The organism is Helicobacter pylori (assembly GCF_014498195.1).
In the GTDB taxonomy this organism is placed as follows: Bacteria; Campylobacterota; Campylobacteria; order Campylobacterales; family Helicobacteraceae; genus Helicobacter; species Helicobacter pylori_DO.
The window spans coordinates 14,667-28,174 of the sequence record NZ_JACTGH010000016.1 but is presented as its reverse complement, the minus strand read 5'-3'; the positions used below and the strand labels follow the sequence as shown (position 1 = coordinate 28,174).

12 protein-coding genes and 1 pseudogene are annotated in these 13,508 nt (G+C 40.2%); 9 read left to right on the top strand and 4 right to left on the bottom strand.

All coding sequences use genetic code 11. From position 1 onward, the window contains the following. Nucleotides 1–70, top strand: a pseudogene (locus tag H7N67_RS08220) (RNA-guided endonuclease InsQ/TnpB family protein); the annotation flags it as partial. 403 nt (nt 71–473) lie between these two features. On the opposite strand, the gene sabA reads toward H7N67_RS08220, so the two are convergent. Then, on the bottom strand, nt 474–2,546 hold the full coding sequence (sabA, locus tag H7N67_RS07090; protein WP_187939514.1) for a Hop family adhesin SabA/HopD: 2,073 nt from the start codon (nt 2,544–2,546) through the stop codon (nt 474–476). Nucleotides 2,547–3,087: 541 nt separating this feature from the next. Then, nucleotides 3,088–4,368 (bottom strand): citrate synthase, encoded by a 1,281-nt coding sequence (locus H7N67_RS07085; protein ID WP_187939513.1) that lies wholly within the window; start codon nt 4,366–4,368, stop codon nt 3,088–3,090. Nucleotides 4,369–4,569: 201 nt separating this feature from the next. Here H7N67_RS07085 and icd point away from each other — a divergent pair, with 201 nt between their 5' ends. Both icd and H7N67_RS07075 read left to right on the top strand, forming a co-directional pair. Continuing rightward, entirely contained in the window at nt 4,570–5,847 is a 1,278-nt protein-coding gene (gene icd, locus H7N67_RS07080) for an isocitrate dehydrogenase (NADP(+)) (RefSeq protein ID WP_187939512.1), read from the top strand. A 66-nt stretch (nt 5,848–5,913) separates the two neighbouring features. Further along, nucleotides 5,914–6,441, top strand: coding sequence for a DUF1523 family protein (locus H7N67_RS07075; protein ID WP_187939511.1), 528 nt, complete (start codon nt 5,914–5,916; stop codon nt 6,439–6,441). On the opposite strand, the gene bioD is transcribed toward H7N67_RS07075, so the two are convergent. Next, nucleotides 6,418–7,074: a dethiobiotin synthase gene (bioD, locus tag H7N67_RS07070; RefSeq protein WP_187939510.1), complete on the bottom strand. Its 657-nt coding sequence runs from the start codon at nt 7,072–7,074 to the stop codon at nt 6,418–6,420. The two genes, H7N67_RS07075 and bioD, sit on opposite strands and share 24 nt — an antisense overlap. Nucleotides 7,075–7,077: 3 nt before the next feature. After that, on the bottom strand, nt 7,078–8,829 hold the full coding sequence (locus H7N67_RS07065) for a hypothetical protein (RefSeq protein ID WP_187939509.1): 1,752 nt from the start codon (nt 8,827–8,829) through the stop codon (nt 7,078–7,080). Nucleotides 8,830–8,938: 109 nt separating this feature from the next. Here H7N67_RS07065 and H7N67_RS07060 point away from each other — a divergent pair, with 109 nt between their 5' ends. The 6 genes from H7N67_RS07060 to H7N67_RS07035 are packed head-to-tail and all read left to right on the top strand — an operon-like array spanning nt 8,939 to nt 13,507. Continuing rightward, entirely contained in the window at nt 8,939–9,352 is a 414-nt protein-coding gene (locus H7N67_RS07060) for a universal stress protein (protein WP_001023005.1), read from the top strand. Between the two features lie 14 nt (nt 9,353–9,366). Continuing rightward, nucleotides 9,367–9,642 (top strand): ATP-dependent Clp protease adaptor ClpS, encoded by a 276-nt coding sequence (locus H7N67_RS07055; RefSeq protein ID WP_000784856.1) that lies wholly within the window; start codon nt 9,367–9,369, stop codon nt 9,640–9,642. Next, nucleotides 9,642–11,864 (top strand): AAA family ATPase, encoded by a 2,223-nt coding sequence (locus H7N67_RS07050; RefSeq protein WP_187939508.1) that lies wholly within the window; start codon nt 9,642–9,644, stop codon nt 11,862–11,864. Before H7N67_RS07055 ends, H7N67_RS07050 begins: the two co-directional genes overlap by 1 nt. Then, the gene (gene panD / locus H7N67_RS07045) at nt 11,854–12,207 is read left to right on the top strand and encodes an aspartate 1-decarboxylase (protein ID WP_187939507.1); all 354 of its coding nucleotides are present in this window, start codon (nt 11,854–11,856) and stop codon (nt 12,205–12,207) included. The genes H7N67_RS07050 and panD overlap by 11 nt, the downstream gene beginning before the upstream one ends. Before the next feature lie 2 nt (nt 12,208–12,209). Then, nucleotides 12,210–12,512 carry a YbaB/EbfC family nucleoid-associated protein gene (locus tag H7N67_RS07040; protein WP_000347926.1) on the top strand — a complete coding sequence of 101 codons (303 nt, stop codon included), beginning with the start codon at nt 12,210–12,212 and terminating at the stop codon, nt 12,510–12,512. Beyond that, nucleotides 12,512–13,507 carry a PDZ domain-containing protein gene (locus H7N67_RS07035; RefSeq protein ID WP_187939517.1) on the top strand — a complete coding sequence of 332 codons (996 nt, stop codon included), beginning with the start codon at nt 12,512–12,514 and terminating at the stop codon, nt 13,505–13,507. The genes H7N67_RS07040 and H7N67_RS07035 overlap by 1 nt, the downstream gene beginning before the upstream one ends. Nucleotide 13,508: the final 1 nt, after the last annotated feature.

The following is a 13,508-nucleotide window of genomic DNA, read 5'->3' as shown; positions in this document are numbered from 1 at the left end:
CAAAGGGTTAAGTCTTTTTGGGGTAGGAAATATCCATGCAGACTTTAAAGAACAAAGCCTTTCGTGTTAGTGTCCATTAGGGCGCTTTAGTTAGGAAGCTCCTTGCTTTAGCAAGGGGTGGTTTCACGGTTTATTTTAAGGGTGGAAAGCGTTTTTTAGGGTGGCTTGCATTTAAGAGCTTTAAAGCGCGTTGGTTGCAAGATTTTATCGCGCCTTATAGTCGCAATATGGGGCAAACAAGGAGCATGCCATAAAGCTAAAAGGAAGCGTAAAAATAGCAAACGCTCTTTTAAACGATTATGCCTTGAAATTTCTTTTTCTTGGTTTAAGGTAGTGTTTTTGATGGAGCGCTAATTTATGAAAAGTTAAAAAGCGAGTGGAAAGTCAGCGTAAAAAGATTAACCCTCCCAAAAAAGAGAGGGTTCAAAAAAACCCCCTTAAAAAAGGGAGTTTAAAAAGGGAGTTTTAAGCTTTTAGTAAGCGAACACATAGTTCAAATACACGCTATAAAGCCTTCTGTATTGCAAGGTAGTGCCTAGCAAAGAATAGTAATTCGTGTTGATCGTGGGGATCTTCACGCCTAATTCCATGCCATGTTGTGCGCTATGTTCAGCGCCTCTTCTTTTATTTCTGGCGAGATTGGTCCTTAAGCCCAGATTGAATAAGAATTGGAAGTTAGAGGTGTTGATTTTAGCTTTATAGTAATTGTTCACATTCGCTAAATTCACATACTGAGAATTAAGCCATGAAGTCCCGGCTAAGGCGATACCGCCAAACGCGCCAAAAGAAATCTTATTGTGTTTAGTGGCTTTATCGTTGATGAAATTCACTAACAAATCGCTCCCCACGCCATAAGTCCAAACATCAGAATCGGAGTTGAAAAATTGGGATTTGTTATAGGTGTGGTTGTAATCCACAAAGCCGTAGTATCTCGCGCCCCATCGTTTGTTTTTCCCAAAGAATTGCTTATAGCCCACTTGAAAGCCGATCCCGTTCATCGCGCCGTTATTGGTGGTAGAAGCGGCGATTAGCCCAGCGCGTCTGAAAGGGTTGCTGCCGAGTTCTTGGCTCCTAGATTGCACTTGAGAATGGATGTTGGAGTCAATATAGTAGTTGTCCTGTATGCCTTGCGGGCTATTAGGGTTAGTCTTTTTGCTCACCACATTTTGTAAAGATTGCGCATCAGGCAAGCTTGAAATGGCTGCTGTGATGTCATCATAATGTTCTCCTAGCTTTTTGTATTGGCCGCTAAAATTCGCTAAAGTGTAGGCGAGGTTTTGTGCGTTATGGATTCGCTCCGCTTGGTCGCCAAAATGAGCGATGCTGTTTTTTAGATTCGTTACGGTCTCTCCCACATACGCGCAACCGGCTCCCCAAGTGTTAGAAGTAACCGTGCCAGATGGCGTGCCACGGAGATTGCCGTCGCTACCCTTTTCATGGCATACTCCTAAAGAGTCTTTCACAAACTCTGCAGGGATTCTTTCAAAGTCTTTCACCACTGCTTGAGCGCGGTTTAAAATCTCTGCTTGCGCTCTAGCGTTAGCGAACATGCTTTGAGAAAAGCTAGCGTCTTTATAGGGGTTGAATGTCTTCCCAGTGTCCAAGTTGTGCTGGTTTTGCGCGTTGGCAGCAACGATTTTGGATTGCTCTACGGCTATTGCAGCGTTTTTGATCATGTCTTGAATCGCGCTGATTTCATTTTTAAAAATCCCGCACGCGCTCCCATCGCCTTTCAAATATATTCCTTCCCATAAACTACCACTACTCGCACCACCTGCACCACCATTATTGATCCATGGGCATGCGCTATTAAGGGTAGTTATAATGGTGCTAGCCTGTTCTAAAAGAACTTGAGCGTTATTTTTTGTAACAATTTCTTCTCCATTATTACTACTCGTGTTTCCATTACTTTTATTGATTGTAAATTTGAGTTCTGTGTTGGTGTCGCTTAAAGCAGGAATATCTTTTCCGCTGCTCCCAAAAGCCTTTTGGATGATTTGATAAGCTTTATTGATTTTCGCGTAATTTTCAGTGGATAAAATGCTGTATTGTCCTGGTTCATAATTGGTAGTGTTACAAGTAATGGTAGTGCCTCCCCATTGATTTGAAGGTGTGTTATGAAAGGTTTGAACACCCCCATTTTTGCTGCTGTCTTTGCCAGGGCCACAAGGGCTGATCGCATAGCTCATGACTTGCCACAAGCCCGCTGCCGCATTCAGCGCTAAAAGCACCGCTTGATACGCTGGGGAATTCTTTTTATCATTGATCAAATTCTTCGCGCTCGCGTTCAAATTGCCCCTTGCGTTGTTGATGGCGTTGGGGTCGGCGGACTGCCTGATGAGAGTGTTTAGGACGCTATAATTCGTTAAAAGATTGTTCAATCTTTCATAGCTGTCTGAGAGTTCTTGAATGCCTTTAGTGTTTTTCACCATTTGAGCGGATTCACCGATTTGATAGCCGGCGCTCACAAAAAAGCCGTTCTCTTCAGCGCTTAAAGCGGAAACTAAAAGCGAACCTAGGGTTAATGACAGAAATTTTTTCTTCATGTTTTCTCCTTTTCTTTTTAAAATAAGATTGATTTTGTCCGTCAAATCTTGCGGAAGTGTGTCTTTAAGTAAGACTATACCGCAAGCTTTCGTTAATATAGTATAAATTAATGGGATTTTGATATTAATTAGGCGTTTTTGCCCTTTCAAAAAAAAAAAGGTTTTTGTAGCGTTTCTAAACAAATATTAAACCAATAAAGGTCATTTTAAAAGAAATGAGGTTGTTTGAATGGGGGTAGTTACAAAAAGGGTTTTTAACTTGGATTGTTTTGGGTTTGTTGCAAGAATGATTTCTTAAATTGTAAAAAGGATTTCCTTAAATTGTAAGAATGATTTCTTAAATTTTCTTAAGAGGCGTGTTTTGCCAATCGTTTCCCCCAAAAACTCAAGGGTTTTTTAAAAAGTGGGGTTATCCTTGAGTTTTGGGGCGTTTGCATGCGGTTATTAAAAATTATCGCTCGCTTGATGCGAGATCCTTACTCTTTTAAACAAGGCTTTAAGCGTTTCTTAAAGCCTAACCAACGCTCTATTCAAACAAAGCCTAATCCCCTACATAGACTTGTCTTGGGCGCGTGATCCTAGCTTGCGGGCTTTTGACATGCTCTAATAATTGAGCGCACCAGCCCACGGTTCTGCCAATGACAAACACCGGCGTGAAAAAACGCACTGGGATTTTTAAAGCCCTTAAAATCGTGCCGGAGTAAAAATCCACATTAGGGTAGAGATTCCTTTCAATGAAATACTCGTCTTTTAGCGCGATTTCTTCCACTTTCGCGGCGATTTCGCTCAATCTCTCGTCCATTTTAACGCCTTTTTGGTGCAGTTCGTCTTTCAGGCCTTTTAAGATTTTAGCGCGCGGATCGTAGCTCTTATACACCCTATGCCCAAAGCCCATGAGTTTGAAACTGTCGTTTTTGTCTTTCACTCGTGCAATATATTTATCCACATTTTTCACATCACCGATTTCTTCTAATTGTAAAAGCACTTTTTCATTCGCTCCGCCATGCAAATGCCCCCATAAAGCGCTAATGCCCGCGCTAATGGCCGCATAAGGATGCACGCCGGTGCTAGCGACATTCCTTACCGTGGTAGAAGAGGCGTTTTGCCCATGGTCAGCGTGCAAAGTTAGGATTTTATCAAAGGCTTCCACTTCTAGGGGCGTGATTTCTACTTCGCCTTGAGTGGTGTGTTTTAAGCGGCTATAAGGATACCCTCTTAGCATGAAAAGGATATTTTCCACATAAGAGCGTGCGATATCCGGATAAATGATAGGCGCTCCCACTTCATTACGATAGCAAATAGCCGCAAGCGTAGGGATTTTAGCGACAATCCTTCTAGCCATAGTCTGGTAATCTTCTTCAGTGTGCATGTTTTGGTGCGCGGAATAAAGGGTGGATAAAATAGACACCCCGCTAGAGAGTTTCGCCATAGGGTGGGCGTTACTAGGGAAAGCTGAAAACATGTTCAATAAGCTCTCATGCACAAAGCTTCTGTGACGCAATTCCAATTCAAATTCCAAGCTTTCATCTTGATTTTTGGGTAATTCCCCTGTGAGTAATAGCCTGCACACATCTACATATTTGTATTTGGCGACTAAATCCTCTATTCTATGCCCTCTGTAATATAATTCGCCTTTTTTGCCGTTGATATAGCTGATCTTAGATTGGCACCCAGCGGTAGAAGAATACCCTGGATCGTAGGAAAAAAACCCAGTCGTTTCAAAAAGCTTGGAAAAATCCACCGCTTTTGGCCCACGGGTGCATTCAATCATCTCAAATTCATAGCGTTCATTATTTTCATTATTGATTAAAGTAACAGACATTGTGATTCCCTTAAGTTTTGATAGTATCCAACTCCTAATTATAAGCCAAAAAATTAAATGATTTCTTTTTAAAAACATTCCGTTTTTTCAAGTTATTTCCAACCGCTACTTTTAAACACGCATTCAAAAAAAAGATTTTTAGGGGTTATATAGTATTTTTGCGCTAGTATAGTTACTCAAACTTTAGAAAAAGGATAGACAATGGCTTACAACCCTAAAATTTTACAAAAACCTAAAGAGGGCGAAGAGATTACGATTAAAGACGGCAAATTGCATGTGCCAAACCACCCCATTATCCCTTTCATTGAGGGCGATGGCATTGGATCAGACATTACCCCAGCGATGATTAAAGTCGTGGATAGCACGGTTCAAAAAGCGTATAAGGGCGAGAAAAAAATCGCATGGTATGAAGTGTTTGTGGGCGAAAAATGCTATCAAAAATTCAAAGATCATAAAGAATTAAGCCCTGAAGAGCAATGGCTCTTACCGGACACTATTGAAGCGATCAACCATTATAAAGTCTCTATTAAAGGGCCTTTGACCACGCCTATTGGTGAAGGGTTTAGATCTTTGAATGTGGCGTTACGCCAAAAAATGGACTTGTATGTGTGCTTGAGACCGGTAAGGTGGTATGGGAGTCCAAGCCCGGTGAAAGAACCACAAAAAGTGGATATGGTGATTTTTAGAGAAAATTCTGAAGACATTTATGCGGGCATTGAATGGCAAGAAGGCAGCGCGGAAGCGAAAAAACTCATCCATTTTTTGCAAAATGAACTAAAGGTTAAAAAAATCCGCTTCCCTGAAAGCAGCGGCATAGGGATAAAACCCATCAGCAAAGAAGGCACAGAGAGACTAGTGAGAAAAGCGATTGAATACGCGATTGATAACGACAAGCCAAGCGTGACTTTTGTGCATAAAGGCAATATCATGAAATACACTGAGGGGGCGTTCATGAAATGGGGCTATGCGCTCGCTCAAAAAGAATTTAACGCTCAAGTCATTGATAAAGGCCCATGGTGTTCTTTGAAAAACCCTAAAACCGGTAAAGAAATCATCATTAAAGACATGATCGCTGACGCGTTCTTGCAACAAATCTTATTGCGCCCTAGCGAATACAGCGTCATTGCGACCATGAATTTGAATGGGGATTATATCTCTGATGCGTTAGCGGCGATGGTGGGGGGCATTGGTATCGCTCCTGGGGCTAATCTCAATGACACAGTGGGCATGTTTGAAGCCACCCATGGCACCGCTCCTAAATACGCTGGGCTAGATAAAGTCAATCCGGGGTCTATTATTTTGAGTGCGGAAATGATGTTAAGGCATATGGGTTGGGTGGAAGCGGCTGATTTGATCGTCTCTACTATGGAGAAAGCGATTAAGAGCAAGAAAGTTACTTATGATTTCGCTCGTTTGATGGATGGGGCTAAAGAAGTCAAATGCTCTGAATTCGCTAGCGTGATGATTGAAAACATGTGAAAGAGCGTTTTTTAAGCTCTGGTGTTTGATGCGATTATTAGGCTAATACTATCATAAGGAATGAAATTGATAAAATTTGTGCGTAATGTGGTTTTATTCATTTTAACAGCGATCTTTTTAGCACTCATGCTTTTAGTGAGCTATTGCATGCCCCATTATAGCGTGGCTGTCATTAGCGGGGTGGAAGTCAAAAGAATGAATGAAAATGAAAACACGCCCAATAATAAGGAAGTAAAAACCCTTGCTAGAGATGTCTATTTTGTGCAAACTTACGACCCTGAAGATAAAAAAAGCGTAACCGTTTATCGTAACGAAGACACGCGCTTTGGCTTCCCTTTTTATTTTAAGTTTAATTCGGCTGATATTTCGGCCCTCGCTCAAAGTTTAGTCAACCAGCAAGTGGAAGTGCAATACTATGGCTGGCGGATCAATTTGTTTAACATGTTCCCTAATGTGATTTTTTTAAAGCCCCTAAAAGAGAGCACTGACATTTCAAAACCCATTTTTAGCTGGATTTTATACGCTTTGCTGTTAGGGGGCTTTTTTATCAGTGTGCGTTCTGTTTGCACTTTATTTAAGGGCAAAGCCCATTAATTCTTTCAGGCTTTGTTGGAAAATCACAATGGGGTTATTGGAGCGTGTATTAAAAAGCTCAATATAGGGCAAACTGATGCTGTGAAAAGCGGTGTTATTTTCCCTCAAATTGATAGCGATTTTATAGTCTAGCTGGTGGGATTTCAATAAAAAATCATTCAGCAAACAATCATTAATCAAGCCCAAATTGTCATGGCTAATCAAAAGCATTTTGGCTTTTAATTTCAGGGCCAAATCCAGCATGTTTTCTTCTAAAGTGATAGGCACGCATAGCCCCCCAGCCCCTTCAACGATGACTAAATCGTAAGTTTTGGTGAAATTGTGAAGGCGTTGGGTTAAATTGTCCGTGTCAATGGGGGCGTTTGGATATTCTTCTTGTTGGGCGATGAGGGGGGCTGAAGCTTTATGATAACGATAGAATGAGATGTCTTTTAAGGTTAAAGAGCGATCCAAAAGGCGGTTATCTTGCAAGAACAAATGCGCGTCGCTAAAGTGGTTGGTTGCATCATTAACGCCTGTTTCAATGGGCTTTAATAAAATCGTTTTAACGCCACAAGCGTTGCAATATTGGGCTAATAGCCTAGCGCATGTGGTTTTTCCGGCATTGGTGTTAGTCGCGCTGATAAAGAGCATGGTTTAACTTTTAAAGTGGTAAGCGCCCTCAAAGATTTGAGCGGTCAATACATTTTTGATTTGTGGTAACTTCACATTTTTAAGTGCTTCTTTTGGGACTTCAATGACTAATTCTTGTAAGTCTTGGTCGCTTAAAGGGTTATCAATATCAAAAATGAAACTTAAGATATTGTGGAGCGAGTTATAGGTAACCTTGTCAATTAACGCATAATTTAGTCTAACGCCCTCTGCTTGCTCTATGGCGGTAACGATGCTTTTAGATAGTCTAGGGCTGATATTGTTAAGTTGTGTCGCTAAATCTGTCGGTGAAATAAAGCAATAACCTGCATCGGTGTCTATGGTGTTAGCAAGCACTTTAGCCAATAATGTCCTACTCACTTTTTTGCCTTGTCGTAAAGCGTTGGCAACCTTGCGGATTTTAATATTGTGGTTATAGCTCTGCCTAAAGCTTTTGCTTGTGATACATTTTAGTTTTTCTCTGTCAAAAATGCCTTTTCGTTCCCAATCCTCTATCTCATCAATAGAGAATGATTGTTGATACCCATTAGTCCTAGAACTATTCTGTCTTGCTATAATGCTAGATTTAACAAAGTCCATAACTCCTAACCCCTCTGTAAAACCTCTAGGTAGTCTTATCGCTTTTATTTGTGTCTTAACGATGTCTTTAAAATACACACCATAATTGTCTTTGTCTTCTTTTTTAAAGAAAGTATAGACTTTGTCTTGTAATCTTGTAAGAGATTGTGGCAATTCATTAGGAGCAGAGAATGTGATGCCTGTAAAAGTCCAATCCACTTTACCAAAATCCTTTTCTGTCGCTAATACTAAATCTACTTTGCCTGTCTCGGCGTTGTCGCAATAACAAATCGCCGATTGATTGAAATAATTTGCCAAATCTAATAATTGGTCTTTCAAGTTAAATGAGTTACTAGGTTCGTTTTGAAACACAAAGAAACTGACTTCTTTGCTTGGTAATAATGGGTCATCTAACCTATCTTTCCAATAACCTGTTACTTGTAGATAACCTAAAAAGTGTCTCTTTTGGTCTAATAGAGATTTTAGCTGTTGTGTCCTTTTAATATTGTCTTTTTGAGTGAAGCGGTATTTTTTAACAAATTTATCACTAGACATAAAGTCTCTCATTGTCGCATTGCTGTTTATGAACTCATCAACATAATTTTTACCTAACTTCCTACTCAATGTCTCATAAATTCCTTTAACTAAAATCTTATATTGTGGGATAACTTTACCTGAAGGTCTAAAAAATTCCTTAACTTTAATAGATTTTGTGGGGTCAATGTCATCAGTTGCCTCTCTAAATTTAGTCTTATTCTCTTTCATTTGAGCTAAATAAAGCTTTGATATTTTGTCTTTTTCATTAGGTCTTAATCCACTACTATAAGCTTTTTTTAACAAGGCTTGTTGGTCATCAGTGAATGTGGCTTCAAAATAAGGTTTAAAAACTCTAAACGCAGAGATAGTCCCAAAAGGTAGTCCGCTTTTGATTTTATTAACAATGCTGTTAAGACTAGTAGCTTTAATAGTCGTATCTTGTTCTCTTTTAAGTCGTGAGAGTTCCTCACCAAACGCATCTAGTGTCGCTCTTAAAGACAATCCACCTTTTATCCTTACTCTAGGTTTATTTTGTCTAGCTAACTTCCTGTCCGCTAACGCTTTATCAATAGATGCTGTCAAGGAAGTGCTTCTATTATGTGGTTCATCAACAAATTCTAAAAAATCGTAATTCAATAGCATTTTGTGTCCTTTTCTTTAAGCGAGATTGTAGCGCTTTATCTTTGAGCCTTCAGCGGGTCATTAGGGTTTATTTGGTATAATACCAAAACTCCATTTAAGGTTGGTTCTTATGAATATTTTATTTGGGATTAGCGACACGCAAGAATGTTATAATGCTATTAAATTCGCTGTCAAATTAGCCCATTCGCTTAAAGAGGTCCGTTTCACCTTGTTGCATGTGAGCATGGAAGTGTTTATTTATAGCGAAAGCGGGATGATGGATTATGGCCAAACAGAAGCCTTAGAAGAAGAAAAAGCTAAGGCTTTGTTAAAGCAATTTGAAGACGCTTTCAAAAAAGAAAACATAGAGTGCGAGAGCGTTCTAAAAAGCGGCGATTTGATTGATGTGGTCTTGGATATGGCTAAGGATTATGATTTGTTATTGATCGGAGCGAGCGAATCTAATTTGTTGTATCGTTTGTTCATTTCGCACCAAAATAGCCTTGTTGAACAATCCAGTATCCCCGTTGTGATCGCCAAGTAGCATGGATAAGCGGCATGAAAATGTATGACATACCCACCCCCACCATGGCGCAAGTGATCATGGTTGATGACCCCATTACGACAGCGGAATTTGTCATCTCTGCTTTGAGGGATTTTTTTGACAAATCTTTAGAAGAAGCTCAAGCTCTCACATCAAGCATCCATCGTGATGGCGAGGGGGTTTGTGGCGTCTATCCTTATGATATTGCCAGACATAGGGCAGCATGGGTTAGAGATAAAGCCAGAGAGCTAGATCTCCCTTTAAAATTATTGGTAGAAGAGATAAGATAATGGCTAAATTCAATCAAGATCTCAATGAAGTCCTAAACCGAGCTTTAAATTTAGCCTTAGATCTTAACCATGCCCTTTGCACCACAGAGCATGTGCTATTGGTCATTTTAGAGCATGAGAGCGGGGCAAAGATGATTGGCGCTTTAGAAAGAGATGACTATGATAGATTAAAACAAATCCTTAAAGACTATTTGTTGCAATATGTGCCTTTAAAGAGTGATCCAGCCAAAATGCCTGCTAGGAGTTTTGTGCTATTAAGAATGCTTAAAAGAATGTATGCGAGCGCTTTTGAGAGCGTGGGCGTGGAAGAATTGCTTATTTTAATGCTAGATCACCCCGATTGTTACGCTTCAAAACTCATGGATAGTTTTGGCATCGCTCGTTTGTATTCTAATCCTGCTTCATTGGATTTGGATAACCATGGCATTCCTAATGACACCAATGAAGAAGAAGCGCCCAAAAACACTCCCCTAAAAAAATACGCTAAAAATTTGAGCGCTTTAGCTCAAGACAACGCTTTAGATCCAGTCATTGGCAGAGAAGAAGAGATTTTAAGAGTGATAGAAATTTTAGGGCGCAGAAAAAAGAATAACCCGCTTTTAATTGGCGAAGCGGGCGTAGGGAAAACCTCCATCGCTGAAGCTTTGGCTTTAAAAATCGCTCAAAAAGAAGTGCCGGAGTTTTTGCAAGAATATGAAGTCTATTCTTTGGATTTGGCTTTAATGGTGGCTGGGGCAAAATACAGAGGGGATTTTGAAAAACGCTTGAAAAAAACGCTCAAAGAAATCCAACAAAACGGCCGCATCATTTTATTCATTGATGAAATCCACACCCTTTTAGGCGCAGGGAGCAGTAACGCTGGGAGCTTGGATGCGGCGAACATATTAAAACCGGTTCTAACGGATGGGAGCTTGAAGTGTTTAGGAGCGACCACTTTTGAAGAATACCGCAGCGTGTTTGAAAAAGACAAGGCTTTTAACAGGCGCTTTTCAGTCATAAAAGTTGAAGAGCCTTCTAAAGAGGCGTGTTACTTGATTTTAAAAAAGATCGCTCCCCTTTATGAAGAACACCACCAGGTGCGTTATGATGAGAGCGTGTTTAAGGCATGCGTGGATTTAACGAGTGATTACATGCATGATAAATTCTTGCCGGATAAAGCGATTGAATTATTAGATGAGGTGGGATCGAGGAAAAAAATCAACCCTAAAAAGGGCAAAAAAATCGGCGTTGATGACGTGAAAGAAACGCTCGCTCTCAAGCTTAAAATCCCTAAAATGCGTTTGAGCAGCGATAAAAAAGCCCTTTTAAGGAATTTAGAAAAATCGCTTAAAAATAAGATTTTTGCCCAAGCAGAAGCGATCAGTCTCGTCAGCAATGCGATTAAAATCCAGTATTGCGGGCTTTCTGCAAAAAATAAGCCTGTGGGGAGCTTTTTATTCGTGGGGCCTAGTGGGGTGGGGAAAACGGAATTGGCTAAAGAATTGGCCTTGAATTTGAATTTGCATTTTGAACGCTTTGACATGAGCGAATACAAAGAAGCCCATAGCGTGGCAAAGCTCATCGGGAGTCCTAGCGGTTATGTGGGGTTTGAGCAAGGGGGGTTATTGGTGAATGCGATTAAAAAGCACCCGCATTGTTTGTTGCTTTTAGATGAAATAGAAAAAGCCCACCCTAATGTGTATGATTTGTTGTTGCAGGTGATGGATAACGCCACTTTGAGCGATAATTTAGGCAATCAGGCGAGTTTTAAGCATGTGATACTGATTATGACTTCAAATGTGGGGAGTAAGGATAAGGACACGCTAGGGTTTTTTAGCGCTAAAAACGCCAAGTATGATAGAGCCGTTAAAGAGCTTTTGACTCCTGAATTACGCTCTAGGATTGATGCGATCGTGCCGTTTAACGCGCTCAGTTTGGAAGATTTTGAACGCATTGTTTCTGTGGAATTAGACAAATTAAAAGCCCTAGCGCTAGAGCAAGGCGTGATCTTAAAATTCCATAAAGAAGTTGTGAAATTTATTGCGCAAAAAAGCTACCAAACGACTTTAGGAGCGAGAGAAATTAAAAAAATCATTCACCATGAAATCAAAACTAAATTAAGCGATATACTGCTCTTGCAATCGTTTAAAAAACCTTGTAAGATCACTTGCTTGCTAGAAAAAAACCAATTGGTTTTAAAAGAAATCAAGCGCGCACAAAAGGTGAAAGAAAATGACTTTTGAAATGCTTTATAGTAAAATCCATAGGGCTACTATCACAGACGCTAACCTCAATTATATAGGCTCGATCACCATAGATGAGGATTTAGCCAAGCTCGCCAGGCTTAGAGAGGGCATGAAAGTAGAAATCGTGGATGTCAATAACGGCGAACGCTTCAGCACCTATGTGATTTTAGGGAAAAAAAGGGGCGAAATTTGCGTCAATGGCGCAGCGGCCAGAAAAGTGGCCATAGGCGATGTGGTGATCATTTTAGCTTATGCGAACATGAATGAAGATGAAATCAATGCACACAAGCCGAGCATCGTGCTAGTGGATGAAAAAAACGAAATTTTAGAAAAGGGTTAGAGATGGATTTTAGTCAATTGGGCGGGTTAAGCGGGTTATTAGACGGCATGAAAAAAGAGTTTTCCCAACTAGAAGAAAAGAATAAAGACACGATCCACACTTCCAAAAGCGGTGGGGGAATGGTGAGCGTGAGTTTTAATGGGTTGGGGGAGTTAGTGGATTTGCAAATTGATGACAGCCTGCTAGAAGATAAAGAAGCGATGCAAATCTATTTGATGAGCGCTTTGAATGACGGGTATAAAGCCGTAGAAGAAAACCGAAAGAATTTAGCCTTTAACATGCTAGGGAATTTTGCCAAGTTGTGATGCTTTATAAAGCCTTTATCATTCTATGGTTTTTTTTGAATGGCTTAGGGGCTTATGATTTCAAGCATTGTCAGGCGTTTTTTAAAAAAGCGAGCCTTCAAAAAGGAGGCGTGGCTTTAAAAGAATTGCCTAAAGGCGTGTATTTATATTATTCCAAAACCTACCCTAAACACGCCAGAGTCATCAAATCCGATCCTTTTGTAGGGTTGTATTTGTTGCAAAGCGTGCCAAGCGAGTATGTTTATATGTTAAGGGATTTAGACAAAGACGCCCTGATAAGGCCAATGGCTAGCATAGGGGATAAAGAAGCCCTAGAAGCGCGATTATTAGTGGGGCAAAAAGGCTATGACCGCTACGCTCAAATTTCGCAAAAGACTCAAAAAAATGGCGTTATCAGCAATATTTGCTATCAAATGCTAGGGCTAGGGGTAGGGGGGAATGGCTTTATAGAAACGAAATTTATCAAGCGCTTTTTAAACCAAAAAGAGCCTTATTATGGGGATATTGGGGTGCGTTTAGAAGAACATCATAAGCGTTTAGTGGTAGCGCAATTTGATCCCTTTTTCCCTAAAAACCCTTTTTTAAAAAACGATGAAATCCTAGCGATCAATGATTACAAGATCCGCTCATTAGCGGAGTTTGAATGGGTGGTGAGCAATCTTAAATACCAAAGCCTTGCCAAAGTGAAAATCAAACGGAATCATCAAATCAAAGAAGTAACGCTCAAAGTCAATAAACGCTATGGGGGGTTTTTACTCAAAGACACTTTTTTAGAGCGCTATGGCATCGCTTTAGACGAGCGTTTTATCATCACTAAAATAGGCAGTCATTTGCCTAAAGGCTTGGATTTTTTAAAGCTTGGGGATAGGATTTTATGGGTGAATTCTAAAAGCGTGGCATTCAGCCCGAAGGCTTTAAGGGAAGCGTTAAGCGCACTTAAAATTGAATTATTAGTTTGGCGTAAAGGCTTTGAATTTTACATTAAAGTCCGTTGAA

Bases quoted from the DNA above. Each gene is read 5' to 3' on its own strand.
- sabA (WP_187939514.1), bottom strand. From the start codon at position 2,546: ATGAAGAAAAAATTTCTGTCATTAACCCTAGGTTCGCTTTTAGTTTCC.
- H7N67_RS07085 (WP_187939513.1), bottom strand. From the start codon at position 4,368: ATGTCTGTTACTTTAATCAATAATGAAAATAATGAACGCTATGAATTT.
- icd (WP_187939512.1), top strand. From the start codon at position 4,570: ATGGCTTACAACCCTAAAATTTTACAAAAACCTAAAGAGGGCGAAGAG.
- bioD (WP_187939510.1), bottom strand. From the start codon at position 7,074: ATGCTCTTTATCAGCGCGACTAACACCAATGCCGGAAAAACCACATGC.
- H7N67_RS07065 (WP_187939509.1), bottom strand. From the start codon at position 8,829: ATGCTATTGAATTACGATTTTTTAGAATTTGTTGATGAACCACATAAT.
- H7N67_RS07060 (WP_001023005.1), top strand. From the start codon at position 8,939: ATGAATATTTTATTTGGGATTAGCGACACGCAAGAATGTTATAATGCT.
- H7N67_RS07055 (WP_000784856.1), top strand. From the start codon at position 9,367: ATGAAAATGTATGACATACCCACCCCCACCATGGCGCAAGTGATCATG.
- H7N67_RS07050 (WP_187939508.1), top strand. From the start codon at position 9,642: ATGGCTAAATTCAATCAAGATCTCAATGAAGTCCTAAACCGAGCTTTA.
- panD (WP_187939507.1), top strand. From the start codon at position 11,854: ATGACTTTTGAAATGCTTTATAGTAAAATCCATAGGGCTACTATCACA.
- H7N67_RS07040 (WP_000347926.1), top strand. From the start codon at position 12,210: ATGGATTTTAGTCAATTGGGCGGGTTAAGCGGGTTATTAGACGGCATG.
- H7N67_RS07035 (WP_187939517.1), top strand. From the start codon at position 12,512: ATGCTTTATAAAGCCTTTATCATTCTATGGTTTTTTTTGAATGGCTTA.